The organism is Sphingobium sp. AP49, from assembly GCF_000281715.2.
In the GTDB taxonomy this organism is placed as follows: Bacteria; Pseudomonadota; Alphaproteobacteria; order Sphingomonadales; family Sphingomonadaceae; genus Sphingobium.
On the sequence record NZ_CP124576.1, the window covers coordinates 4,005,300 to 4,031,178 of the forward strand.

Genomic DNA, 25,879 nt, shown 5'->3' on the forward strand with positions numbered 1-25,879 from the left:
GGTCCCGTCCTTCCTGTCCTGCCTGACGATACGCATCGGGCCGGCCCATCCCTCAGACAAAATAGCGTGAGGAATGAGGGATGCGACAGGACAATGCGTATTCCTCTTCAAATGCGCCTTTTTCGGAGATGCCGATGTTCCGCCTGCCCCTGTTCGCCCTTGCCCTCGTCGCGTTGCCGGGTGCCGCGCTGGCCCAGCCTCAGCTCGTTGCCGCCAGCCCCGCCGCCAATGCCAGCGTCGCCAAGCCGATGAAGCTGACCCTCGCCTTCTCCGAAGCGCTGCAGGCCGATCATAGCAGCATCACCCTCACCATGACCGGCATGCCGGGCATGGCCGATCATCCGCCGATGCCGATCAAGGGCTTCACCACCGCCCCGGCCGCCGACGGGAAGGGGCTGGTCGTCACTCTGCCCCGCGCGCTGCCGAGCGGCAGCTATGACCTTAGCTGGAGCGTGATGGGCCATGACCATCAGACGGTCAGCGGCCAATATAGCTTCACGGTGCGATAGGTCACAGCGGGGCGATGCTTGACGCCGGTTCGCGCCAATCATAGCATTGGCGGCGGACTGGCGCGGCATTCGGAGACAGGTTTCCATGGTAGACACCGCCCAGGAGCGTGCGCCTGGCTATCGCTATTCGCGGCGCGGCACCCTGCCGCTGATCCGCGACCTGTCCGTCGTCCCCAACCGCCGCAACGCGCTGCTGCTGCTGTTCCAATGGATCGTGATGATCGCCGCCTGCGTGATCGCGATCCGGGTCGATCGGTGGCCGGTCTATCTGCTCGCCGGGGTCGTCATCGGCACGCGCATCCAGTGCCTGGCGGTGATGATGCACGAAGCCTGCCACAATATGCTGTTCAGCAATCGCCGCGCCAATGACCTGATCGGCGACCTGTTCGTCGCCTATCCGCTGGCGCTGAGCGTCGACCTGTATCGCGTCGCCCATATGGTGCACCATCGCCATACCAATACGGTCCGCGATTTCGACTATCGCGTCCAGCGCAAGGATCCCGACCAGCATTTCCCCAAGGACGGGCGCGGCATGCTCGTGCTGTTGCTGCGCAGCGTGACCGGTCTCAATTATTATCGCGTCGCCCGGGCCGGCCGGATCTGGGCGCCGATCGCCAATTTCCACAATCCGATGCGCTTCGGCTTCGACTATCGGCTGGCGCTGCGCATCCGGTACGTGGTCTGGGCCGTGCTGGTCTATGGCCTGGTCCTCTGGTCGCCCTGGCGCTGGCAGATATTGGGCCTGTTCCTGATCCCGCAATTCATCTGGGTCAATGTCTTCAACCGGATCCGGGCGGCGGCCGAACATAATGGCATCACCGACGAGAAGGAGATCAGCGGCACCCGCACGGTCATCCCGACCCTGCTCGACCGGGTGCTGATCGGCCCGTTCAATGTCAGCTATCATCTGGAACATCATCTGTTCCCGTCGGTGCCGGGGCATAATCTGCGCCGGTTGCACCTGCATCTGATGACCGACCCGACCTATGCGGCGGGCGCGCATATCACGCGGGGCTATTGGGGCGTGATCAGGGAACTGATGGCGCCGACCGAGGCCAGCACCGCCACCACCCCGCTCGCCGCCCGTTCCGAAGCACAGCCCTGACCGTTGGCAGGGCGGGTGATGGTGGGAGATTCGGCAATGGCCAGTTTTCTACCGTCATGCCAGCACAGGCTGGGATGACGGAGTTGGGTGGATTGCGGACTGCCTGCTAAAGGCTCCGTAGAGCGTGTTAGCCGACTTCCTCTAATTGAATGTATCGCTCAAAATGATCCAGTATGTGCCCCTGCGCATCAGGTCGCCATTGTAAGCGGATATGCCACTCAGATTTTCCATCCGGCGAAACGAAAAGTGATTGGCCATCGTCATAGGGTAGGTAGCTGGCACCAAGAAAGGTCCATGCCTCGCCTTCTCTGTGAACGTGTCCGTCAAAATCGACAAACTCTGAAACAACCATATATCGACGATTAGCTGCCAAGTGCTGGAGTGCTGACTTACAGCCTGCGCCTGTCCAATGTCCCAAGGGATGCGGTCCAATCATGAGGCTGAATTATGCTGCCGCGCCCATGTCCGCAATCGGGATTAGAACTGGATCGTCTAAGCGGCAACAAATGATCGCTTCCCGCCATAGCCTTTCCTACTCCGGCTTTCTCTGATCTACCCTGTCGGATGGCCCTGCCTCCCCCCTTGTCGCGTTACGGCAGCCCCACCGACGCTTCACTGTCGCTTCACTGTCGCTTGGCTGTCGCGTCGGCGGCGCGTCCGGACACGCGTCATCGTGACCCGACCGTCGCGTCGCTGTCGCGTGGCGGACGCGTCACCGGTGCGCGGACGGCGCATTTCGCCCAAATCGGCCGACGACACTGTGAACTTCGGGGTCGAATCTATTGTCGCGTCGCCCTGCCCCGCGCCCCATGCCAAATGGGCTTGGCATCAGCCTGTCGCTCCTGTAGCCAATGATCCACATATAATTACCAAGTTCCATATAGTGGGCATATTCAGGAGAGAGGCCGATATGGCGAGCGAACGGGGCAAGCGGGTTCGGGGTCTGATCGGGCGGAGCGCCGCAGGGCTCGCCCTGGCTCTGCTGATCGCGGTCGGTGGCCCGGTCGTCGCCTTCGCCCAGCCGACCGGCGCCGAGAATTTCGATGCCGGCTGGCGCTTCCATCAGGGCGATGTCGCGACCGCCGAGCAGCCCGGTTTTGCTGATACCGGCTGGCAGTCGGTCGACCTGCCGCATGACTGGGCGATTGCCGGGCCGTTCGACGAACATGCGCCCGCAACCGGATCGGGCGGCTTCCTGCCCACCGGCGTCGCCTGGTATCGCAAGCATTTCACCCTGCCGCCCGCCAGCGCCGGCCAGCGCGTCTTCGTCGAGTTCGACGGCGTGATGGAGCGGTCGGGGGTGTGGATCAACGGCCAGCATGTCGGCCATCGGCCGAGCGGCTACGCCAGCTTCCGCTACGAGATCACCCAACATCTGAAACCCGCTGGGCAGGAGAATGTGCTGGCCGTGCGGGCCGACACTTCCTCCCAGCCGGCCTCGCGCTGGTATGCGGGCGGCGGCATCTACCGCCATGTCCGCATCCTCACCCTGGGCGATGTCCATGCCGAAACATGGGGCAGCACTGTGCGTGTAGCAAAGCTGGACGCGAAGAGCGCCGACCTTGCCATCGGCAGCAGCGTGATGAACCAGGGCAGTGCCCCGGTCGAGGCGCGGCTGGAGGCGGTGATCGAGGGGCCGGATGGTCGCAGCCTCGCGACCTTCACCGGCCAGACGATCAGCCTGCCCGCCGGCCGCGCGACGCAGATGGATGTCGGCGGCACCCTCGCCGATCCACGCCGCTGGGATATTGGCGACCCGGCGATGCACCAGGCGCTGCTGCGCGTCCGCGCCACCGACGGCCGGCTGCTCTATGAGGAACGCGTCCCCTTCGGCATGCGCGACGCCCGGTTCGAGGCGGCGAGCGGTTTCTGGCTCAACGGCCGCAACATCAAGCTGAAGGGCGTGGCGATCCATGCCGATGGCGGGCCGTTCGGCATGGCGGTGCCGCTGGCCGTCTATGAACGGCGGCTCAAGGGGCTGATGGCGCTCGGCGTCAATGCGGTGCGCACTGCCCATCATCCTTTCTCGCCCGAATTTCTCGACCTGTGTGACCGGCTGGGCCTCATCGTCATGAACGAGGGCTTCGACATGTGGACGGTGGCGAAAAATCCGCAGGATTATCATCTCTATTTCACCGACTGGTCGTCGATCGATGCGCGCGATTTCGTGCGGCGCGATCGCAACCATCCCAGCATCGTGATCTGGTCGATCGGCAACGAGATTCACGACACGCCCTATCCGCTGGTAGCGCAGTCGATCATCACCCGCTTGCAGGATATCTTCCATGCGGAGGATCCGACCCGGCCGGTGACGATGGCGCTGTTCCGCCCCAACACCACCCATGATTATGAGAATGGCACTGCCGACCTGCTGGACGTGGTGGGCCAGAATTATCGCGAGAATGAACTGGCCAAGGCGCATGCCGACAAGCCCAGCCGCAAGATCATCGGCACCGAAAACAGCAAGAACCGGTCAAGCTGGCTCGTGGTGCGCGACGACCCGGCCTATGCCGGCATGTTCCTGTGGACCGGGGTCGACTATCTGGGTGAGGCGGACCGGGCCGGCTGGCCGGCGATCAGCAACCCGTCGGGCCTGGTCGACCGGGTCGACGGGGTGAAGCCGATCGGCTGGGAACGGGCGAGCTGGTGGTCAGAAAAACCGGTGGTGAAGCTGGCCCGGCGCGTAACCGAGGTGATCGACATCAGCGAAATGCCCACCATGGTCGGCATCGCCCTGCCCCAGCCCAAGGGGCCGGGCGCGCTGACCGACTGGTCGCCCGACAATCGCGCGGCGCACAAGGAAAAGGTCGAGGTCTACAGCAACAGCGACGAGGTCGAGCTGTTCCTCAACGGCAAGTCACTGGGACGCAAGCCGCGCAACGCAGACGACAGCGCGATCACATGGGATGTCGATTATGCGCCGGGCGAGTTGCGCGCGGTCGGCTATCGCGGCGGCGCCAGGATCGCGGAGGACGTGCTGCGCAGTGCCGGCGCGCCCGCCGCGATCCGGCTGGTGCCGGAGGCCAGGGCCGTCGGCGGCGGCTTTGACGATGTCGTCGCGGTGCGGGCCGAAGTGGTGGATGCCAAAGGCGTGCTGGTGCCCGGCGCGACGTCGATGCTGACCGCGACGATCTCCGGACCGGGCCGCGTGGTGGCGTTCGACAATGGCAGCGTCACCGATCACACTGCCTTTGGCGCGCTGCAGCGCGCAGCGATGGGCGGCAAGGCGGTCGCCTTCCTGCGTGGCACCGGCAAGGCGGGTGCGATAGACCTGCAGATCAGCGCGCCGGGGCTGAAACCCGGCCGCATCAGCCTGCAAGGCGAGAAGGATTAGGCCGGTCGTCGCCCGGTCGCGTCGATGCAGGGAACCGCGCCGCTGGACAGCGACAGGGCGCGGACCTTGTAGCGCAGCGCCAGTTCATTGTGCGCAGCAATCACGCACACCGCATCGCCGCGCGCACGGGCTTCGTCGGCTTTGCGCGTCTCGTCGCGCGACCGGCGAAACAGATAGGCAGCATCCGTGATCACGTCCATCGAACCGACTCCGCTTGATTGGCATGCAATCTACCAGCCGCCGGAAGCGCCGTCCTAGATCTGGATCAAATATCCCTTCGTCAGCGCTCGCTCATCCCCCAAAGCGGAATCGCACACGGGCACCGTACATTTGCGGCTCGCCCAGGGTTGCGGTCTCGAAGTTGACGCTCGGCGACCCGAGGCCCGCGACAAAGCTATAATATTTTTCCTTGGTGACGTTGGTCATGAAGAAGGACAGGTCGACCGGCGCACCAGCGACATTGTTCCAGCTGGCATTAAGGTTGAGCAGGTCCAGCGGCGCCAACGTGCTGAGCGCAGCAATCGCCGGATCGGGATTGGTCCGGTCGGTATAGTTGACCAGCATGCTGGATCGGTGGGTGAAATTGCCGCCAAAGGAAATCTGGCCGATACTTTCATCCAACGGCAGTGTGTAGGTCGCGCCGATCGTGAATTTATGCTTGGGCGACAGCACTTCGGGATCGCCCGGCTGGAACGGCGCGGCGAGATCGAAATTGGGATCGTTGAAGCTGGAAAAATCCGGCACCGATTTGATCTTCGTGCGCAGATAGGTGTAGCCGCCCTCCAGCACCATGCCCTTGAACAGCATCAGCGACGCATCGGCTTCCAGCCCCCAGATTTCCGACTTGCCGGCATTGACCGGCGCAGCGGTCGAGGCCTGGCCCGACAATGGCTTGGCATTGAAGCCGACCTGCAGTTGCTGGTTGCTGAAATCATTGTAGAAGCCGGCCAGGTTGAAGGTGCCCCGCACCGCTCCGCTGAAACTGGTCTTGAGACCGACTTCATAGCTGTCGACCTTTTCCGGCTTCACGATGTTGAGCGGCGCGGTGATGTTCGGCGCGATCGTACCGGCACGATAGCCCCGCGCATATTTCGCATAGAGCAGGACATCCTGAATGGGATTATAGTCGAGGTCGATCAGCCATGTCGGCTTTTCCGACGATTGATAATAATGTGACACGCAGTTGTTTGTCGCCGCCTGCGGATTGGTGCAGCGGAAGGGCTGGACTGGATTAAATGGCCCATAATTGGGCGGATAGGCGAGCAGATAGGTGCGCTGATCGCTGGTGTTGCGCGAATGATCCCAGGTATAGCGAAACCCGCCGGTCAGCTTGAACTGGTCGGTCAGTGCGTAGGTCGCCTGGGCATAGAGACCGACATTGTGGAAATTGGTCCGCCCCATCGTATAGTTCACCGTGCCGGCATGGATCGGCTTGGCCACCGCCGGGATGGTTGGGTCGAGATTCGACAGGAAACCGAGTGGGTCGGTGCACTGAAACATGCTGGAATCGATGCACGACGCCAGGAAGGGCGACTGGCTACCACTATAGCCGAGCGGTTCGCTGACCTCCAAATAGCCGCCGGCCTGCCAGCTCAGCTTGCCGTCGGACGAGCGCCCCTGCAACTGCAGTTCCTCGGTGAAAGTCGACTGGTTGGCGGTGTTGAGCCCGGCAATCGAGGTGACCGTGGTGAAGGGAAGATGGTAGGTGCCGAGCGGTGCGAGAAGCGGGTTGATCGCACCGAAATTCACCTCAAAATCGGTGCCGAACAACGGCGCATTCATCTTCTGCTTCAACTGGGCATAGCTCACGATATTCTTGATCGTCAGCGTATCGCTCGCCTGCCAGGTGGTGGTGTTGACCAGTTGCCATTGCTCCGTCCGCGAATAGGGCTGCGCGATCTGTTGCATGACATCATAGAAGCCCGTGCCCTGCCGCGAGAGCTGTTCAAGCGCCAGGCCGCCAAGACCGCCCTCGGTCGCGGCGACCAGCTTCTGGATCGGCCCGTTATTCTTTGATTTGGTGTAGGACGCGATGGTATAGTTTTCAAGGTCGGGCGTGAGGTCGACCACCAGGCTGGCGCGCAGCGCATAATAGTCCACATCGCCGAACCGATCGGGACCAATCCCGCTGCCGTTGCGCATATAGCCATCGCGCTTCTGCCGGTCGATGCCGATGCGCATCCGTGCACGGTCGCCCAGTGGCATGTTGAGCACGGCCTGCCCGCGCCACATGTCATAATTGCCCAGCGATCCCTCTACATAGCCGCCAAATTCCTCCGTTGGCCGCTGCGGCACCAACAGGATCGCACCGCCGGTCGTGTTGCGACCGAACAACGTACCCTGAGGCCCTTTGAGGACCTGAACATTCTGCAGGTCGAAAAAGGCACCAGGGCCGGCACCGTCGCCCGAAGGCAGACCATTGGAGGCGCCTCGGGGAGCGACGACGTCGGCGAAATAGACGCCCACCGACGGCGCGGTGCCAATATCCTGCGCAAAACCACGAATAGCAAAACTGCTGTTCTCGCTGCCGAAATTGCCATTGGCCGAGAGAGAAGGCGTATAGGCCGCAAGATCCTGGGCATTGACGACGTTGCGGTTGGCGAGTTGTTCCTGGTTGAACACGGTGATGGAGATCGGAACGTCCTGCAGCCTCTCTTCGGTCCGCCGCGCCGTGACGATAATATCCTGGGTGAGGCTGGGCGAGGCCTGTTGAGCAAAGGCAGGCGGTGCGGCCTGGACCGCAGCGCAAATCGACGAGGCGCAGAAAAGCGATGTCCGGAATCGGAACTTCATGGCATCCTCCCATTTTCCCGCGCAGCCTTGTGACTGTTATGCGCTGTCGCGGCCCTTGGATGCCCGGTGCCGGGCACCATATCTTGCCTTCCTTGTCCGCCATGTGTCCCGAGACACAATGCTCACAGCCGCACTATGGCTTGATCGCTGTTCCGCATCTGGACATCCTGGTATTCAAACCTGGTTTCCTGGCCAATCGACGCTTCAGCACCGCAACACATGAACGGGCCGAATACCGCCATCCAACCAGATATATGATATATACTAGTTCATAAATCTGCACAGATGCGCCTGTCAAGGCATGGATGCGCCAGCAACCCCGTCCTCTCTGCATCCTTTATTATCCTACTGAAACGCCTTGGAAACATAACTGATGTGGACGGGGATCAATCCAATTATTAAGAATGCGCCGCATTATCTTTTTATATGGCAGGACAGTTTTTGCTGGGCGGCGCGCATTTCGACCTCAATATGCTGGTGGTCCTTGGCCTGTTGCTACGCACCAAGAGCGTCACCCGTACAGCACAGCATCTGGGCGTCAGCCAGCCCTCGGTCAGTCGATCGCTGGCACAATTGCGTGCATTGCTGGGCGACCCCCTGCTGGTGCGCACGGCCGGGGGCATGGAACTGACCCGGCGGGCGGAAGAACTGGGGCCATCGCTGCAGGATTGGCTGGCGACCACCGCCGGGCTACTGGAGCCGCCGCGATTCGATCCGGCGACGCTGGAGCGGCGCTTTCGCGTTGCGTCCACCGATTTCGGCGTGGCAGCGGTGGTCGCGCCGACCCTAGCCGAGATCGCCCGGACGGCACCCGGCGCCGCGATCGATATCGAACCGCTTACCGGGGATATGGTAGCCCGGCTGACAGCGGGCGAGATCGACCTGATCATCAGCGGGCTCGATCCCGATCCGGCCCAGACTTATGAACGCTTTCTGTTTACCGAAACATTCAGTTGCGTTGTCGATCGCCACCATGCCCTGTCCCGCCATCCCGTCGATGAGCCGCTGTCCATCGAGGATTTCCTGTCTTGTCCGCATATCAGCTTTGTCGTGGGCGACAGCGGCTTCGACCGGATCGAGGTGCGGCTTGGCGACCGGGCGCCGCTCCGACGGGTCATCGCCCGCCTGCCCTATTTCCAGGCGGCGCCCCATATGATCCAGCAATCGGGCGCTCTGATGACATTGCCGACACGGGCGGCGCGGGCGATCGCACAGGCGCATGACCTCGCTTGCCTGCCCGCGCCCGATGTGATCGGCAGCTTTGGTTATCGATTGCTGTGGAACCAGCGGTCGCACCGCGACCCGGCGATCGCCTGGTTGTGCGACATGCTTGCGACCCATTGCGGCGCTGGCGAGACACCAGCCGCCGTGCATAGCAAAGCCGCATAACCCTTATCCAATATCGATATTTGGCGGCGACCAACGATTCTGACAATGGCCCACTGCAATTAACTATCGATTGCAAAAGAGGCCATATGACACGCCTGCTTTCCGCTCTGCTGGCGGCAACCACATTATTGGTCACCGCGCATTCGGCCTTGGCTGACACAACTGACGCCGCCGGGCGGCTCATTACCGCGCCTGCCCGGAAGCCGCAGCGCATCATCATTGGCTCTGGCCCACTCCTCCATGCCGTCATGGCGATCGAGGGCGCATCGGGCACCGATGATCGTGGAACCGGTCGCATTGTCGCTATCGGCGCCGATTTCAGCGCCCGTGACAAGGCAGGTGCTGCCCTGCTGACGATCCGCTATCCTGCCCTCGCCGCCGCGCAGGCGATCCAATTCGGGGAGATTGCAGGCCTCGACAAGGAGGCTGTGCTGGCGCTCAAACCTGACCTCGCCATCCTGGCGGGCAGCGACGCCGCACCGCGCAAGGATAGCCTGGCCAGCGCGCTGATCGCAGCGGGCGTGCCGGTGGTGTTGACCGATTTCCGCAGCCATCCCGGCCCCAACAGCCTGACCAGCCTGCGTGCGATCGCCGCGGCCCTGGGTCAGGATGCAGACCATAACGGCTTTGTGGCTTTCTATCGCCAGCAGATGGCGCGTGTCACCGACATTACCGCCAGCCTGACAGCCGAGCAGCGCCCCCGCGCCTTCATGGACATGCGCGCGAGCGCGGCGACACCATGCTGCGGCACACCAGGCAGGGGCAATTATGGCGAATTGATCGAAGCGGCCGGTGCGATCAATGTCGGCAGTGCGATCCATGACCAGCCGCTCGGGCGGGTGCGCGCTGATCAGATCCGTGCCGCCAACCCCGCCTTCTATGTCGCCGGATCAGCCAGTGGCGGCGTACCGCTGGGACGGGGCGTCGATGCCGCGACCGCCCGCCGGGCAATGGCGACCTTGACCGCCACACGCGAAGACCTGGTCGGCCTCCCTGCCTTGAGCAATGGCCGGGCGATGGCCGTATGGCACAATTTCTACAACCATCCCTTCAACGTGGCGGTGGTGCAGGCGATGGCCCGGCATTTCCATGCGGACCGCTTCGCCACCATCGATCCGGCCGATACGCTGGCACAGGCCTTTGGCTTCATCGGCATCGCACCCGGCGGCACCTACTGGGTCGAACAGCGGCCCTGAAGCCGAGCTTCGCCCACATCGCGCACGCTGCCGCGATCACGGTTTTCCAAAACAGGGGAATAAAATGTCATCCATCCACATGCTGCGCGCGAGCGCCGCGCTCATCGCCCTGACCATCGCGCAGAATATCGCCATGGCCGCAGAGGCCGACCAAGATTCCAGCCAGATTGTTGTGACCGCCGCGGGGCGCGAGCAGGAAGTGCGCGACGCACCAGCTTCGATCAGCGTCATTACCCGCGAGACTCTGGAAGCGATGCCCTATCGCGAAGTGACCGATGCGCTGATGGAGGTGCCTGGCGTCACCGTGACCCCGGGCGAGGGCAATAGCCGCGACATCTCCATTCGCGGCATGGCGCCCCAATATACGCTGATCCTGGTCGACGGGAAGCGGCTGTCATCGCGCGAATCCCGCACCAATGGAGGCAATATCAGTGAGGGCGGTCAGTTGCCGCCACTCGAGGCGATCGAACGGATCGAGATCGTCCGCGGCCCGATGTCATCGCTCTACGGATCGGATGCGATGGGCGGCGTCGTCAACATCATCACCCGCCGGATCAGCGACAAATGGCGCGGCAGCGCGCGGGTCAACGGTACGATGCAGTTGAGCAGCGACTATGGCAATGTCGGCGACGGCAATTTCTATCTGTCCGGGCCGGTAACGCAGGGCATCGGCGTGCAATTACAGGGATCGATGAGCCGACGCGAAGGCGACAAGGTCATTGGCGGCACGCCCGAGCGGCATGATGAAAGCTTGGCCGGCAAGGTCGGTTTCGCACTGAGCGCGAACCACGATATCCTGCTGGAGGCGGGCTATTATCGGCAGAAGGTGACGACCACCGCCGGCGAGACGGTGGAGGTGTCGGATACCGCGCCGCTGGGCCTTGAATCCTCGCAGACGCAAAAACGCAAGGTTGCCTCCGTCAGCCACAGCGGCAAATGGGGTTTCGCCAGTTCTGAATCCTATGTGCAATATGAGGATGCGGAGAATGTCGAATCCCAGAAGAAGGTCGAGAATATGGTCGCCCAAAGCCTGTGGGTGATCCCGCTGCCGTCGAACACGCTGACGGTAGGCGGCTTCTATCGTTACGAGGATCTGACCGACCTGACCGGCAACCGGCTATCGGGCTCCACCACCACCGGGACGACCCGCACATCCTGGGCCTTGTTCGCCGAAAATGAACTGAAACTGCTTGATGGACTGGCGCTGACCGGCGGCATTCGCATGGACAATGACGAACAATATGGCACGCACTGGACCCCGCGCGCCTATGCGGTATGGAACATCAATCGCCAGTTCACCCTGAAGGGCGGCTATTCCCAGGGTTTCCGCGCACCCGGCCTCCGCCAGACCTTGCCCGACTGGGGCCAGACCAGCCGCGGCGGCACCATCTATGGCAATCCCGACCTGGAAGCAGAAACCTCCAGAACGATCGAGGCAGCGCTGCTCTTTTCCAATGGCAACGGCCTCAACGCCAGCCTGACCGCCTATGACACCCGCTTCAATGACAAGATTACCCGCGTGACCTGTGAAGAGGCGGGGGCCTGGTGCGTCGACGAACCACTGAGCACGATCGGCCGCCCACCCACGACCTATGTCAATGTCGACAAGGCCAAGGTGCGCGGCATCGAATTGTCGGTGGACCTGCCGTTGACCCGGACGCTCAAGCTGAACGCAAGCGGCACCTTGACGGATTCCGAACAGCTATCGGGCGCCAATGTCGGCGCGGCGCTGAATGATACGCCCAAGCAGCAAGCGAGCGCCTCGCTCAACTGGCGACCTGACCAGCGGCTGTCGGCCTTTGTTCGCGCGGTCTATCGCGGCGAGGAAGCCGTGACCGAAGCGCAGATCAGCGGGGAATCGGTGGTTGCGCCCGATTATACGGTGGTGGACGTCGGCGTTTCCTACAAGATCAACCCCGCCTTCACCTTCCATGGCGGGGTGCAGAACCTGCTCGACAAGCGGCTGCACTATGACACCGCCGCCTATATGATCGATCCGGCCCGGATATGGATGGGTATCGGCGTGCGTTTCTGACACGGCGACGATGGGGCGTGCGCAATAGGCACGCCCCTCCCGTCCTCTTCCCAGGACAAACTGCGGGTTTGTCCCGATGGTTACGGGCGCGCAAGGCTACCACGATCATGCGATCGACTGCGCGGAGAAGATCGCCATGAAGAAAATTCTCGTCACAACTCTGGCGGCATGCGGCTTGGCCCTCGCCGTCCCGGTCATGGGCGCGGCACCCCCGGAAAATTGGGATGGGCTGGTCAAGGTCAAGGCCAAGAAGCTGCAGCTTGTCTATCTTCGACCAGGCGCCGACTTCCGCGTCTATACCAAGGTGATGCTGGACCCAACCGAGGTCAGCTTCCGCAAGAACTGGCAGCGCGATCATTCCGACATCAGCAACCGGGTCGATGATTCGGATGTCCGCCGCATCCTCGACGAAGCGCAGAAAGGCTTCCAGAAACTGTTCGTCGAAGCCTATACCAAGGCCGGCTATCAGGTTGTCACCACGCCCGGGCCGGACGTGCTAAGGCTGACCACGGGAATCGTGAATCTGGACGTCAACGCCCCCGACGCCATGACGGCCGGTCGCGTCTACACCTTCTCGCAGGACGCCGGCGAAGCCACGCTGGTACTGCAAGCCTATGATTCGGTCAGCGGATCATTGCTCGGCCGGGGCATCGATCGCCAGACGCTCGACGACCTGCATACCTATATCCGCAACAGCGTCACCAATAGCTCCGATTTCGAGCAGGCTTTTGCTCGCTGGGCGAAGGCCAGTGCAGAAGGGTTGACCGAACTGAAGAATATCTCCCCCGTGGATACAACCGGCATGCAGAAAAAATGATCTGATATCCAACACATATCTGTAATTTTACGAGATTATATCGGACATATTCCAGTATATGTCCGATATGAACAAGACAATCGGCTGAATCTATCGATTCCATGCCATGATCCCATGCAGATGAAATCGCTCTGACCAAGAGCATGACTGCATCAAATGGGGGCAGGCATGGCTATCATGACGGTTGATTTGGCTGGTGGACTTTTATCGGTAAGGATATCCGTCAGCCCGGTACAAAAGACCTTCTGGTCGGTCAGCACACGCGCGCCCAATCCCGGCGGAGGCTATGGCCCCTGGCAAAGGGTGGCGACATTCGATGATCAATCAGGCGGCACCGTTAATCAACTGATCGGGATCGGCGACTGCGCGGACCTGATCGGCAGGCAGATCGCCATCGTCTTTTTCGTCATGCGGGTGAATTTCGCGCAAGCCGATCCTTATAGCGTCAAGGCGAGATTCTCCTGCGCGAACGAGCTGCCCATCAGCGGCAGCCAGCGATCCGGAAACGGGACTGTGGACCAGCCCCATGTCCTGCAACAATTGGATTTCGAGGTGGAGGCATCATGACCGCCGCCGCCACCCTCGTATCCCGGCGCATTGCGGGCCGATATATGCTTGTCATCGGTACATTGGCGGCATCACAACCGATCGGCCTCCATGCACAGACGGTCCCGTCCAATAGCGGAGCAGAAACCGGGAATGCAGACGCCGCAGGAGCCAAGGACGCACCCGCATCCCCCAGCTTCGGCGCGATCGCCAAGGACATCATCAGCCCAGATGCCCCCGGCTTCGATGCGCTGGGTGTGACCAGCAGCCAGATATCCCATCCCGAAACGCTCAAAAAGCTCGGTGTAGGTATCCTCAATGGGATCGACCCGGCCGGCAACAGCCAGACGGGTTTCGCCGTACAATTTTCGCCCGCCAAGCTGTTTGCCCCTAGCTGGGTCAGCTATGACAACTATGTCTCCGACAGACTGGTCCGGACCGTCGCCCGTTTCGAGATCGCCACAGCGCTTACCAAGGGATCCGACAAGGACAAGTCCGCCAAGGCAACCCTTGGCTTCGTATGGCGCCTGATCGACACGTCCGATCCCTATGCCGACAGCAAACTCAATGATTGCCTGAACAAGGCCTTTGCTGCCGTACGTAACGAAGGGGATATATTGCGCCCGGCGGACGCCGGAGACACAGCCGCGATCGCCATGCGGGACCAACTGGCAAGGACCTATGATGCAGCTGCCGAAAAATGTGGCGAGCTGGCTGCACCACGCCTGACCAAGGGTACGACCGTACAGATCGGCTTTGCGCCACTTTTCGTCAGCGAAACCGGCAAGACCAACGATTTCAAGAGCAAGGGCTTCGTCGGCACGGCGCTGTTCTCGCAAGGGTTGGGAAACCTGTTCGGTGCGAAGCCCAGCGATATGAAGGCCGATAACCGGCTCATCATAGGCGCGACATATCGCCATCATGAATCGGTTGCCGATCCCAATGTAGATGGCGCCTTCCTGCGACGGAACCGGTGGAACGTGGGCGGCAGGCTGATTTCGGGAGCGTTCAACGGCGTCATCTTCGGCGCGGAAGCGGCCTATCAGCATGCCGACTACTCCTCCTCCGGCCGGGATGACTATGTCCTCTATGCCGCGACAGCCGATATCAAGATCGCCGACAAGGTCTGGCTGGGTGGCAGCATCGGCGGATCGAGCGGACAGCGGGTCGGCGGCAATGACGTGTCGGCCGGCATCAAACTGAAATGGGCCTTTCTTGAAAAGCCATCGATCGGCCAATGAAGGGAGAATGAGGATGATCTCTCACATCATGCTTTCGGCTGCAGCGCCGATCGCCAACTCCACAGGCATCGACTATACAGGCTATTATATCCAGCCCATCGCGGGACAGGCGATCGGGCTCGGCATCTATTGCCTGGCCACTCTCGTGGCGGTGGGCATCGCCCTCTACAAACATGCCTCGTTCAAGGATGTGCTGTCCGACAAGAGCATGCTACGCGCGATGCCCGGTGGCCTTGCCGATGACGAGAGCCTACCGACCAGCTTCAGCCGGCTGGCAGGGTTGATCGGGGTCGCCTATCTCACGGCCTTTCTATGGGGCATCGGCTTTTTCGTCCTGGCCTCCATTTGGGTGGCGCCCACCGCGATCGCGCAAGTTATTGCCGATTGCGGGCAGTTCCTGATGGCCGGATCGGCGCTGTTCGCGCCCTATGCCTTCAATCAGCTTGCGCAGATCTTCACCCCCAAGGCTGCGCCCACATCGTCGATCGTTGGTACGCCCACCCCATCGAACGGAGCCAAGCTGCGTTCCGCCGACATTGACCGGCTTCTAACCCCGCCGGACTGAATTTCGGACCATATCCGCCCCGGCCTGTCATCCGGCACGGGAGTATGAAAGGGCAAAGATTGGCATCGGTCAGTGGTGTGCCCACGCACGATTCCTACGCATGGATCGGTAGAAGCTGCGCCTGCCCTTGCGGGCGCTGCCGCAACAGCGCGTTGGCACCCAGTAGCGGACGCAGGGCGGCACTGTCGGACTGGCCCAGGGGTTCCACCTGCAACACACCCTGGCGGCTCCAGCCCATATGCGCGAACCGCACATGCTCGTGGCCAGCGACAACCGGCACGTCGGGCATCGCGACATCGATCCAGTCCGGCTGGGCAGGCAGGCCCTGCAATGCGCGTAGAGCCGGCACGACGAACAATTCCAGCGCGACCAAAGCCGCGACCGGATTGCCCGGTAATCCGAACAGGAAGCACCCCCTGGCGAGCCGTCCGAACCAGAAGGGCTTCCCCGGCCGCATGCCAACATGGGGCACCAATACTGACAGGCCGGCATCCGACAGAGCCGCGCGTACCCGGTCGTGCCGGCCACCGGATGCGCCCCCCACGACGAGGAACAGGGCCGCATCCGACGCGGCTATGCGATCGGCGATATCGCCATCGTCGTCCCGGGCGATGCCAAGATGCGTGGCCTGCGCGCCGAGTTGGGTCAATCGCGCCTGCAATGCGGGGGACAGGGCGTCATGATTGCCAAAAGCGTCGGGCGCCACGCCGACCGGGGTAATTTCATCACCGGTAGCCAGGATGGCTACTTGTGGTCGTTGCCAGACCGCCAGCCGATCGATCCCCGAGGCAGCCATACGCGCAAGATCGAGCGGATCAAGCCGCTTGCCCGCCGGCACGAGTAGGTCGCCGGCGTGGAAATCACACCCCCGCGGCCGAATATCGCGGCCCGATCGACAATCCTCCACCTGCAACATCTGCCCCGCAATCCGGCCCCGCTCGCGCCGCACCAGCGCCGTTGCACCGGCAGGCATCGGCGCGCCGGTAGAGATGCGCACGGCCTGCCCGGGCGCAAGCCTGTCGGCAAAGCCCCATCCCGCCCGGCTTTCGCCGACGATGTGATAGGCAGCGCCGGCGCCGGCACAGATCGCCCAACCATCCATCGCCGCCGCATCGAAGCGGGGCTGGGCGGCCGTGGCGAAAACCGCCGCCGCCGTGCAGCGGCCGGCCGCAGCGTCGAGCATCACCATTTCATGCGCGTTCGTTCCGGCGATGGTGCTGAGAATCAGGCCTTCGGCATCGTCGATCGAAAAGGCGGGAAGCGCGGTCATGCCGGAATCCCATCGGCACGGCTAAGAGCCGGCGCCTGGCCTGCAGGCGGCGCCACTGCCTCACCGATCAGCAACAGGGTCGGATCTTCGTCGCTGATCGCCCGCACCAGGAAGGCAAGCGCCCCGAGCTTACCCCGGATCAGCCTTTCGTTAGGCAAGGAGACATTGACGGCAACCAGAACGGGTGTGTCGGGATCGCGACCGGCCAGAATCAGGGAGCGGCTGATTTCACCGGCAGCGGCGCGTCCCATATAGATACCGAGGGTGCTGCCTGCGCTGGCAAGACTATTCCAATCGAGTTGGAGCGGCTCACCGGCCCGCAGATGGGCGGTCACCAGCGTCAGTCCGCGCGAAATCCCGCGCAGGGTGAGCGATGCGCGCCCACTGGCGGCCGCCGCGCTGGCGGTCGTTACGCCAGGGCAGATACTGACCCGGATTCCATTGGCGGTGAGGTGCGCCATCTCCTCCGCAGAGCGACCGAAGACCGAGGGATCGCCTCCCTTGAGCCGTACGACACGCTGGCCGGCCCTGGCCGCCGCGAGCAGCAGATCATTAATGCCATTCTGCGGCTTGCTATGGCGACCGGACCGCTTGCCGACGCCCACGCGCTCGACACCGGCGGGAATGAGATCAACTATGCCGGGGCCGACTAGCGCGTCGTAGAAGATGATATCTGCCGATCGGATCAATTGCTCGGCCTTGCGCGTCAGCAGATCGGGATCGCCCGGGCCGGCCCCCACCAGCCACACTTCACCCGAGGCAATGAGTTCATTCGGCAGCATGCGGGGTCTCCTGGCGAGCCTGGTCGAGAATCTTGGCAAGCGCGGGGCGGCACGATCCACAATTGGTGCCGGCCCCCAAGGCGGCGCCGATCGCCGGCACGTCAACCAGATTCTGGTCGCGGATGGCCGTAACGATCTGGTTGAGACCGATATCGAAGCAGATGCAAATAGTCGCGCCTTTGTCGGGCTGGCTACCCGGACCGCGCGCCGCCAGCACCGTTGCGCCTACCGCTGCCGCCTCAAGCTGGCCGATCAGCCAGTCGCGCGAGGGCAGCAGGCCGGTCCGTGTAACAAACAGCACACCCGCCAGCCGACCATCGCGCAGGATGGCCACACGGCGGCTACCGCGCGTCGTGTCGATCGCCTCGACCCGATCGCCCCGGGGCAAGCAGGCCTCCAGCCGCGCGGCATCGCCATTGCCCGCCAGTTCATAAAGCGCCCCGCCCGCAACGGTCACCCGCGTCGACCAGAGGCAAGGCGGCTGGACAGGATCATGACCACGCAGGATCAGAAAGCCCCTCCATTCGGTCGCGACCTTCTCTACGCGTGCGGGGGTCGACTTGAAGCCTGGCTGACCTGAATGGGGGTCAACCAGCGGACGTGGCAGCAGGCCTGTACGGCCGCCATTGCTGATCTGGTCGGTCCAGTGGATCGGGGCGAAGATTTCTCCGACCCGCTGCCCATCGCTGATCGCCACACGGAACAGGCTGGCCCCCTGGGCGGTCGAGACGCGGGCCAAGTCGCGGTCCGCCAGGCCTAGCGCCTGCGCATCATCGGCATGGATCTCGACCAGCGGCTCCTCGCGATGGCGAGCGAGCTTGGGTGCCAGACCCGTACGGGTCATCGTATGCCACTGATCGCGATAGCGACCGGTGTTGAGTGTCATCGGCCAGTCGCGCAGCGGTCCCTGAACATCCATCTGCCTGGTCAGCACCAGCCGCGCCTTGCCATCGACGGTCGGGAAACGACCATCGGCGAAGGGTGTGCCCCCCCAACGGAACGGCATCATGGCGTCATAGGCATCATTGCCGATCGCCGCCCAGGCGCGCAGATCGAGCAGGCGGCTTCCATTATTCCGGTAGGCGGTCAGGCGGGCATGTTCGCGCCAGATGTCGGCCGGGCGATCATAGGAGAAGGCGCTCTTCCATCCCATGCGCCGGGCGACCTCCTTGACGATCCACCAGTCCGGCCGCGCCTCGCCCGGCAAGGACAGGAACGGGCGCTGGCGGCTGATGGTGCGGTCCGAATTGGTGACGGTACCGTCCTTTTCGCCCCAGCCGGCCGCCGGCAGACGGATATGGGCATGGACGCTGGTGTCGGTGTCGGCGATGATGTCCGACACCACAACGAAGGGACAAGCCACCAGCGCCGCACGAACCCGCCCGGCATCCGGTAGCGAGACAGCCGGGTTGGTCGCCATCACCCACAACGCCTTGATGCGCCCCTCGTCGATCGCGCGAAACAGATCGACGGCCTTCAAACCGGGCTTGGTCGCCATGTGCGGCGCTGCCCAGAAACGCCCAACCCGCGCCACATTGTCCGGTGCGAAATCCATGTGCGCGGCCAGTGTCGAAGCCAGGCCGCCAACTTCGCGTCCACCCATTGCATTGGGCTGGCCGGTAATCGAGAAAGGCGCTGCGCCCGGCTTGCCGATCCGGCCAGTGGCAAGATGGACGTTGATGATCGCATTGACCTGATCGGTGCCACGGATCGACTGGTTGATACCCTGGCTGAAGAGGGTAACGGTGCGTGGCGTCGCGGCGAACAGCTCATAGAATTGCTGGAGCTGGGCGGGTGCGACATCGCAGGTCTTCGCCGTCGTCCAGAGATCATGGCCGGTTCGGACATGATCCCAAAAATCGTCGGGCGCGGTCACATGATCGGCAAGAAAGGCCCGATCAACGATTCCCTGAGCATCGCACCAGGCAAGCAGCCCCGTCATCAATGCGACGTCGGTCCCGGGCTTGACGGCCAGGTGCAGGTCGGCCCCCTCGCAGGTTTCAGTACGTCGCGGATCGATCACCACCAGCTTCGTCCCCCGTGCGCCACGTGCCGCCTGGATGCGCTGATAGACGATCGGATGACACCAGGCGGTGTTGGAGCCGACCAGAACAATCAAGTCCGCCTCATCGAGATCAGCATAGCTGGCAGGCACCACATCCTCGCCGAATGCTCGATTATGACCGGCCACCGCACTCGACATGCAAAGCCGCGAATTGGTGTCGATATTGGCCGAGCCGATGAACCCCTTCATCAACTTGTTGGCGACATAATAATCCTCGGTCAGCAACTGGCCCGAGACATAGAAGGCGACGCTGTCTGGGCCATGGCGATCGATCGTCTCGCGAAAGCGCTTTGCCACCAGGTCGAGGGCCTTGTCCCAGCTGGACCGGCGTTTGCCGATCATCGGATGCAACAGGCGTCCGGTAAGCCCTACCGTCTCACCCAGATGCGTGCCCTTGGAACACAGCCGCCCGGCATTGGCCGGATGGCTCGCATCGCCGCGGATATCGACCGACCGGCTGCCCGTCGGCGTCGCCACGATACCGCAGCCGACACCGCAATAGGCGCAGGTAGTGCGGATCGCGACGTCGCTCACGCCGCACGCTGCCCCATAACCGCCGAACGCAACAGAAAGATGCGCCCGGCGTCGACCTTGAGCGGGATGACCGGGACGCACCCCTTGTCTTCACCCAGGGCCTCGCCCGTCTTGAGCGATATGTGCCAGTTGTGCAGCGGACAAGTGACGACGCCGCCGTGCACGATGCCTTGAGAAAGCGGTCCATGCTTATGTGGACAGCGATTGACCAGTGCGTGGAATTCACCGGACTGGGTTCGGAAGATAGCGATCTCTTCCCCGCCTCGCACCGGCAGAGTGCGCGCATTGCCAGCGCTGATCTGATCCACCGGACCAATGTCGAGCCATTCTCCGATCATCCTACAATCTCCATCGGGCGTACTTCGGCGATATGCTGGTGCAATTCGGCATGGGCGCCGGCGGCACGCTCGGCCCAGGGATCGTCCTGACTAAAGCTCTGCGCATACAGGAAGCGCGCGCGCAGTGCCTCGCGACCGGCATCATCGGCGACGATGCGATCCCTGACATAGTCAACGCCGACCCGCACGATCCAGGGCGCTGTCCGTTCCAGATAGCGCGCCTCTTCGCGGTAGAGCTGGATGAAGGCGGCACAATAATCGAGCGCCTCCTGTTCGGTCGCAACCTTGCACAGCAGGTCGGTGGGCCGGACATGGATGCCGCCGTTGCCGCCAACATGCAGTTCATAGCCGCTGTCGACGCACACCACGCCGAAATCCTTGATCGTTGCCTCCGCACAGTTGCGTGGGCAACCCGAGGCAGCGATCTTGAACTTGTGCGGCATCCACGATCCCCAGGTCATCCGCTCGATCCTCACACCAAGGCCAGTCGAATCCTGGGTACCGAAACGGCACCATTCACTGCCGACGCAGGTTTTCACCGTTCGCAGCGACTTGCCATAGGCGTGGCCGGAAACCATGCCAGCGGCATTCAGGTCTGCCCAGACGGCAGGCAAATCCTCCTTCCGGATGCCGAAGATATCGAGCCGTTGCCCGCCGGTGACCTTCACCATAGGCGCATCATATTTCTCGACCACGTCCGCGATGGCCCGCAATTCGCGCGGGTTGGTAAGGCCACCCCACATGCGTGGCACCACCGAATAGGTGCCGTCCTTCTGGATATTGGCGTGCATGCGTTCATTGACGAAGCGGCTCTGCTGGTCATCGACATAGTCGCCGGGCAAAGCGCAGAGCAGATAATAGTTGAGCGCCGGGCGGCAGGAAGCACAGCCATCCGGGGTCAACCAATGAAGCTTCTGCATCACTTCGGGGATCGAGCGCATACCTTGCGCGACGATTTCGCGCCGCACATCATCATGACCAAAACTGGTACATTTGCAGAGCGTCTTGGGGCCGGATTGCACCGCCTCACCCAGAGTGGCCGCCAGAATTGTCTCGACCAGGCCGGTACAACTGCCGCAGCTGGCTGATGCCTTGCACGCGCCTCGGACGGCGTCGAGACTGCAGGCACCAGCTTCGATGCAGGCGACGACCTGTCCCTTGCTGACGCCGTTGCAGCCGCAAATCTCGGTATCGTCCGAGAGTGCTGCAACGGCCGCCTTAGGGTCCAGCGCGCCTCCTCCCGAGGCGAAGGCCTGACCGAAGATAAGCAGGTCGCGAATATCGCTGACATCCTCGCCCTTTTTCAAGAGGTCGAAATACCAACCGCCATCGACAGTATCGCCGTAGAGTACAGCCCCGATCAGCCGGTCGCCCTTGACGACAACGCGCTTGTAAACGCCCCGTGCTGCATCGCGCAGGACGATGTCCTCACACCCTTCCCCGCCGGAAAAATCCCCGGCAGAAAAAACGTCGAGCCCCGCGACCTTGAGTTTGGTCGAGGTCACCGACCCCCTATAGCCGCTGTGTTGGTCGGTAAGACCGTCGGCAAGACTGCGACACATGTCCCATAAAGGCGCTACCAGGCCATAGACATTGCCATCATGTTCGACGCATTCGCCCACGGCCAGAACGGCCGGGTCGCTGGTGACCATATGGTCGTCGACCTTGATACCGCGCCCGACATCCAGCCCCGCCTCACGGGCGAGCGTGACCGAGGGCCGGATACCCACGGCCATCACGACCAGACTGGCGGGAATGTCGCGCCCATCTTTCAGGCGCACCCCCTCGACCTTGCCTTCGCCATAGATTTCGGCCGTGTCCGCGCCAGTCAAAATGGTTTGGCCACGGCCTTCCAGCGCACTCTTCAGCAGCCAGGCAGCGGCCTCGTCCAATTGCCGCTCCATCAGCGTCGGCATGATGTGCAGCACCGTTACCTTCATGCCACGCAGGGTCAGGCCGTGAGCAGCCTCCAGCCCCAGCAGGCCGCCGCCGATCACCACGGCGCTGCCGCCGCCCAGGGCCTTGCCTGCTTCGGCCGCTGCCAGCATCGTGTCGACATCCTGCATGTCGCGGAAACTGATGACGCCGGGCAGATCCTTGCCGGGAACCGGGATGATGAAAGGATCGGATCCGGTTGCGATCAGCAGCCTGTCATAACTGACGGTACGGCTGCTGCGTGCAGTAACGGTCTTGGCGGCGCGATCGATCGTGATGATGGGATCGCCCACGACCAGTTCGATGTCATTGTCTTCATACCAGGCGCGTGGATTAATGACGATGTCTTCAAACGTCTTTTCCCCGGCGAGGACGGGCGAGAGCATGATGCGGTTGTAGTTCACATGCGGTTCGGCGCCAAAAATGGTGACGCGATAGCGTCCCGCATCGCGCGCCAGCAGTTCTTCGACCGCGCGGCATCCGGCCATGCCATTGCCCACCACCACCAGATGTTCACGCGGCGCATCGACAGAAGGAAATGCCTCTCCTTCGCCGCCTGCCGCCGGTTCAATCCCGTCCTGAAACTCCATCCCCGTGACTCCAGAAAAGAAAAAAGCCGCCATCCTGACCGCCGGCACAGAGACCGGGAGTCAGGATGGCGGCTTTGCCATCATATGGGCCTTGCCGGTCCTACCCTGGACCGCCGCAGCTATGTGAGCGGGACATCCTTGCCCCTTGCAGTGCAGCATAAGGAGGATCGCCCGATCACTCAAGCGATTCCTCCCATGGCTTTTCAATCAGATGGCCCAATCCGCCTGAAGCCATAATTTCTCTGTATCCGTGGCCAACGCCCTGGCTTCATAATGCGCATAGCGAATCGACAGAGCCGTTCGTCCAGCCCTCGCCGATGCAAGCAGATTCCATTCATCGCCATAATGCTGGCCCATCCGATCGCTGTCGAACCGGTGCCAGGTCGCAGCAAGAGTGACTGCCGACAACGGACCCAGGCGCTTCCAGCCATAGCCGCCACCCGCGTAGAAGTCGCGGACGCCATTGGCAGGCGTGGTCAATAGCTTGTCGGCCCACCCCTGGAATTTGAAATTGGTTCCGAGCGGCGTCTGGAAACTGGTGAGAGCAGTGCCATTATTGGCGCCCAGCACTTCGTAGCCGGCATTGAACTTCCACCCCCGAAGGTCCAGCGTCGCGTCGGCCAGCCAATAATCCGCACCATAATCATTGGGGTTGCGGTGCCAGTCTGCCTGACGCGCATAACTGAGTTGATAGGAGAGGCGGACCTCTTTCGACACTGCGCGGGTGCCCGCGATACGCACACCATAGGTCTGGCTCGACAGGCGATAGCCCTGCACCACCGCCTCATCCTGATCGACCAGATAGGCAAAGCCGGTGAGTGTCCCGATCGGCGTTGCATAGGAGAGATTGGCGAAGAGATTGGCGCCGCCAATCGCCTGTTGCCGTCCACCGGCGCCATCCATGCCCCAGATCGTCCGCACGCTCCAGGCATAGGCGAGATCCAGCTTGAGCCCCTTGGCGGGTACCAGTTCGGCTCGTACCGCATCAAAGGTCTGGCCATTGTCGCGAAAGCCGACATTGCCGACAAAGCGCTCGTCATCGAGCAGAATTTTCTGCCGGCCCGCCGTCAATACCGCCGCCTTCGCCCGGTATTGGATCTGGGCGACATAGAGTGCGACATTTTGGGGGTCAGCCACCAGCGGTCGTGCCGGGGTGCCGTGCAGGCCATCATAATAATCGTCGATCACGGCCAGTGTCCCTTGGCCCACGATCGTTGCCGACAATGCGCCGCTGCTGGCCGACAGGCCGGCACGGGCACGGACAGTCAGCGCATCGGCCGGCTGGACGATTCCATCCTGATCGACATGCTCGTAGCGCAGCCGGGCTTCCGCCACCGGCTTCAGCACGATCTGCTGGGCACAGGCCGGCCCGGCGACGGCCAGACCGGCCGCCGTTGCGAAAAGATATTTCATGGATACCGCCCCCTCGGACGCTGATAATTGGGATGACGGGCGCAGCCCCGCGTGGCCACCGCGCCCTTCCCCGCTCAGATGCGGGCGCCGCTGGTCCAGTTGGCGCGCCACTTGGCCTTGACCAGCACCACCCCCAGCAGCGCCAGCCCAGCCAGGCCTGCAAAGATCAGGAACCCGGGTGCGAAGCTGCCGGTCCATTGCCTGGCGATGCCCAGCGAACTGGCAAGATAGAAACCACCGATCCCCCCGGCCATGCCCACCAGCCCGGTCATGACCCCAATCTCAGCCTGGAAACGCTGCGGCACGAGCTGGAAGACTGACCCATTGCCGGTCCCCAATGCCAGCATGGCGAGGATGAACAGGCCAAGTGCGCCTGCCAGCGTTGTCGCCTGCGACACGCCCGCAAGGGCAATGGCAGCGACGATATAGACGATCATCAGCGTGCGGATCCCGCCGATCCGGTCGGCAAGGGCACCACCCATTGGCCGAACCAGCGATCCGGCGAAGACACAGCCGGCGGTGCAATAGCCTGCGATGATCGGGCTCAGACCGAACTGGTCGGTGAAATAGATGGGCAGCGAGGCGGCCAAGCCGACGAAGCCACCGAAAGTGACGGCGTAAAAGGCCATCAGCCACCAGGCATCGGCTGTCTTGAGCGGCTCGAAATAGTCGACCAGGCGCTTGGCCGGCGGGGCATTGGGCGCATCCTTGGCCATGATCATATAGGCAAGGAAGACAAGCGTCAGCGGGATGCACGCCAGGCCCAGCACCGCATTCCAGCCGAACAGCTTTGCCAGCATCGGCGCGAACAGCGACGCAAGAACGGTCCCAGAATTGCCCATGCCGGCAAGCCCCATCGCCTTGCCCTGATGTTCAGGCGGATACCAGCGACTGGCGAGCGGCAGCGCGATGGCGAAGCTCGCCCCGGCAAAGCCAAGGATCACGCCCAACGCAAGGGTACCGCCAAAGCTGTTCACGCCCAGCAGATAGGCGCTGAGCAGACCGGCGATCACGATGATCTGGCTGATCGCACCCGACTTCTTCGGCCCGATACGGTCGACCAGCAGTCCGTTGACCACGCGCAGCAAAGCGCCGGCCAGTGTCGGCGTTGCCACCATAAGGCCCTTTTCCGCCGGCGTCAGCGCAAGCGTCTTGGAAATGGCGGGGGCCAACGGCCCCAGCAGCACCCAGACCATGAAGGCCAGGTCGAAATAGAGGAAAGCGGCAATCAGGGTCGGCGCATGGCCGGCCTTCCAGAAGCTGGTCGCGACGGTGGCCGAAGCAGCCCCATCCTTGTCGCGATCCCAATAAGCAGTAGCCATGTGACGTCCCCCAACCAATGGAAATGGACATGAAAAAAGCCGCAGGCCGGACGCACTAAGGCATGGTCCGGTCAGCGGCTTTGCTGCGATATATGGATTG

Annotated in this window: 19 protein-coding genes; 10 read left to right on the forward strand and 9 right to left on the reverse strand. The window is 62.6% G+C overall.

All coding sequences use genetic code 11. The features are described 5' to 3' along the window. Positions 1-134 precede the first annotated feature (134 nt). The 3 genes from PMI04_RS18885 (at position 135) to PMI04_RS18895 (ending at position 4,948) form a co-directional block, all read left to right on the forward strand. Positions 135-509: a copper resistance protein CopC gene (locus PMI04_RS18885; protein WP_007710561.1), complete on the forward strand. Its 375-nt coding sequence runs from the start codon at positions 135-137 to the stop codon at positions 507-509. A gap of 85 nt (positions 510-594) precedes the next feature. Then, positions 595-1,614: a fatty acid desaturase family protein gene (locus tag PMI04_RS18890; protein WP_007710559.1), complete on the forward strand. Its 1,020-nt coding sequence runs from the start codon at positions 595-597 to the stop codon at positions 1,612-1,614. Between the two features lie 910 nt (positions 1,615-2,524). Then, complete coding sequence (locus tag PMI04_RS18895) at positions 2,525-4,948, forward strand: glycoside hydrolase family 2 TIM barrel-domain containing protein (RefSeq protein ID WP_007710557.1); 2,424 nt, start codon at positions 2,525-2,527, stop codon at positions 4,946-4,948. Here the strand turns inward: PMI04_RS18895 and PMI04_RS18900 are convergent. Both PMI04_RS18900 and PMI04_RS18905 read right to left on the reverse strand, forming a co-directional pair. Next, a complete protein-coding gene (locus tag PMI04_RS18900) occupies positions 4,945-5,148 on the reverse strand; it encodes a hypothetical protein (RefSeq protein ID WP_007710555.1) in 204 nt (67 codons plus the stop codon). The two genes, PMI04_RS18895 and PMI04_RS18900, sit on opposite strands and share 4 nt — an antisense overlap. Before the next feature lie 91 nt (positions 5,149-5,239). Then, positions 5,240-7,741: a TonB-dependent receptor gene (locus PMI04_RS18905; RefSeq protein ID WP_007710553.1), complete on the reverse strand. Its 2,502-nt coding sequence runs from the start codon at positions 7,739-7,741 to the stop codon at positions 5,240-5,242. Positions 7,742-8,167: 426 nt separating this feature from the next. Between PMI04_RS18905 and PMI04_RS18910 the strand changes: the two genes are divergently transcribed. From PMI04_RS18910 to PMI04_RS18940, 7 genes are all read left to right on the forward strand, one after another. Then, positions 8,168-9,130, forward strand: coding sequence for a LysR family transcriptional regulator (locus PMI04_RS18910; RefSeq protein ID WP_238535920.1), 963 nt, complete (start codon positions 8,168-8,170; stop codon positions 9,128-9,130). 86 nt (positions 9,131-9,216) lie between these two features. Beyond that, entirely contained in the window at positions 9,217-10,326 is a 1,110-nt protein-coding gene (locus PMI04_RS18915; RefSeq protein ID WP_007710549.1) for an ABC transporter substrate-binding protein, read from the forward strand. Between the two features lie 64 nt (positions 10,327-10,390). Next, on the forward strand, positions 10,391-12,361 hold the full coding sequence (locus PMI04_RS18920; RefSeq protein ID WP_007710541.1) for a TonB-dependent receptor: 1,971 nt from the start codon (positions 10,391-10,393) through the stop codon (positions 12,359-12,361). A gap of 136 nt (positions 12,362-12,497) precedes the next feature. After that, positions 12,498-13,178 carry a DUF3313 family protein gene (locus tag PMI04_RS18925; RefSeq protein WP_007710539.1) on the forward strand — a complete coding sequence of 227 codons (681 nt, stop codon included), beginning with the start codon at positions 12,498-12,500 and terminating at the stop codon, positions 13,176-13,178. Positions 13,179-13,346: 168 nt separating this feature from the next. After that, the gene (locus PMI04_RS18930) at positions 13,347-13,745 is read left to right on the forward strand and encodes a hypothetical protein (RefSeq protein ID WP_157178123.1); all 399 of its coding nucleotides are present in this window, start codon (positions 13,347-13,349) and stop codon (positions 13,743-13,745) included. Then, the gene (locus tag PMI04_RS18935; protein ID WP_007710528.1) at positions 13,742-14,965 is read left to right on the forward strand and encodes a hypothetical protein; all 1,224 of its coding nucleotides are present in this window, start codon (positions 13,742-13,744) and stop codon (positions 14,963-14,965) included. Before PMI04_RS18930 ends, PMI04_RS18935 begins: the two co-directional genes overlap by 4 nt. A 13-nt stretch (positions 14,966-14,978) precedes the next feature. Further along, entirely contained in the window at positions 14,979-15,530 is a 552-nt protein-coding gene (locus PMI04_RS18940) for a hypothetical protein (protein ID WP_007710525.1), read from the forward strand. Positions 15,531-15,624: 94 nt separating this feature from the next. On the opposite strand, the gene PMI04_RS18945 is transcribed toward PMI04_RS18940, so the two are convergent. From PMI04_RS18945 to PMI04_RS18975, 7 genes are all read right to left on the reverse strand, one after another. Then, on the reverse strand, positions 15,625-16,800 hold the full coding sequence (locus tag PMI04_RS18945) for a molybdopterin molybdotransferase MoeA (protein ID WP_007710522.1): 1,176 nt from the start codon (positions 16,798-16,800) through the stop codon (positions 15,625-15,627). Next, complete coding sequence (gene cobA / locus PMI04_RS18950; protein WP_007710511.1) at positions 16,797-17,582, reverse strand: uroporphyrinogen-III C-methyltransferase; 786 nt, start codon at positions 17,580-17,582, stop codon at positions 16,797-16,799. Before cobA ends, PMI04_RS18945 begins: the two co-directional genes overlap by 4 nt. Then, positions 17,569-20,181: a nitrate reductase gene (locus PMI04_RS18955; protein ID WP_007710509.1), complete on the reverse strand. Its 2,613-nt coding sequence runs from the start codon at positions 20,179-20,181 to the stop codon at positions 17,569-17,571. Before PMI04_RS18955 ends, cobA begins: the two co-directional genes overlap by 14 nt. Beyond that, positions 20,178-20,519, reverse strand: a complete 342-nt coding sequence (gene nirD, locus PMI04_RS18960) for a nitrite reductase small subunit NirD (RefSeq protein WP_007710504.1) — start codon at positions 20,517-20,519, stop codon at positions 20,178-20,180. The genes PMI04_RS18955 and nirD overlap by 4 nt, the downstream gene beginning before the upstream one ends. Next, positions 20,516-23,044 carry a nitrite reductase large subunit NirB gene (gene nirB / locus PMI04_RS18965; RefSeq protein WP_007710502.1) on the reverse strand — a complete coding sequence of 843 codons (2,529 nt, stop codon included), beginning with the start codon at positions 23,042-23,044 and terminating at the stop codon, positions 20,516-20,518. The genes nirD and nirB overlap by 4 nt, the downstream gene beginning before the upstream one ends. A 207-nt stretch (positions 23,045-23,251) precedes the next feature. Next, positions 23,252-24,457: a hypothetical protein gene (locus PMI04_RS18970; RefSeq protein WP_007710499.1), complete on the reverse strand. Its 1,206-nt coding sequence runs from the start codon at positions 24,455-24,457 to the stop codon at positions 23,252-23,254. A gap of 74 nt (positions 24,458-24,531) precedes the next feature. Further along, positions 24,532-25,779, reverse strand: a complete 1,248-nt coding sequence (locus PMI04_RS18975) for a nitrate/nitrite transporter (protein ID WP_007710497.1) — start codon at positions 25,777-25,779, stop codon at positions 24,532-24,534. Positions 25,780-25,879: the final 100 nt, after the last annotated feature.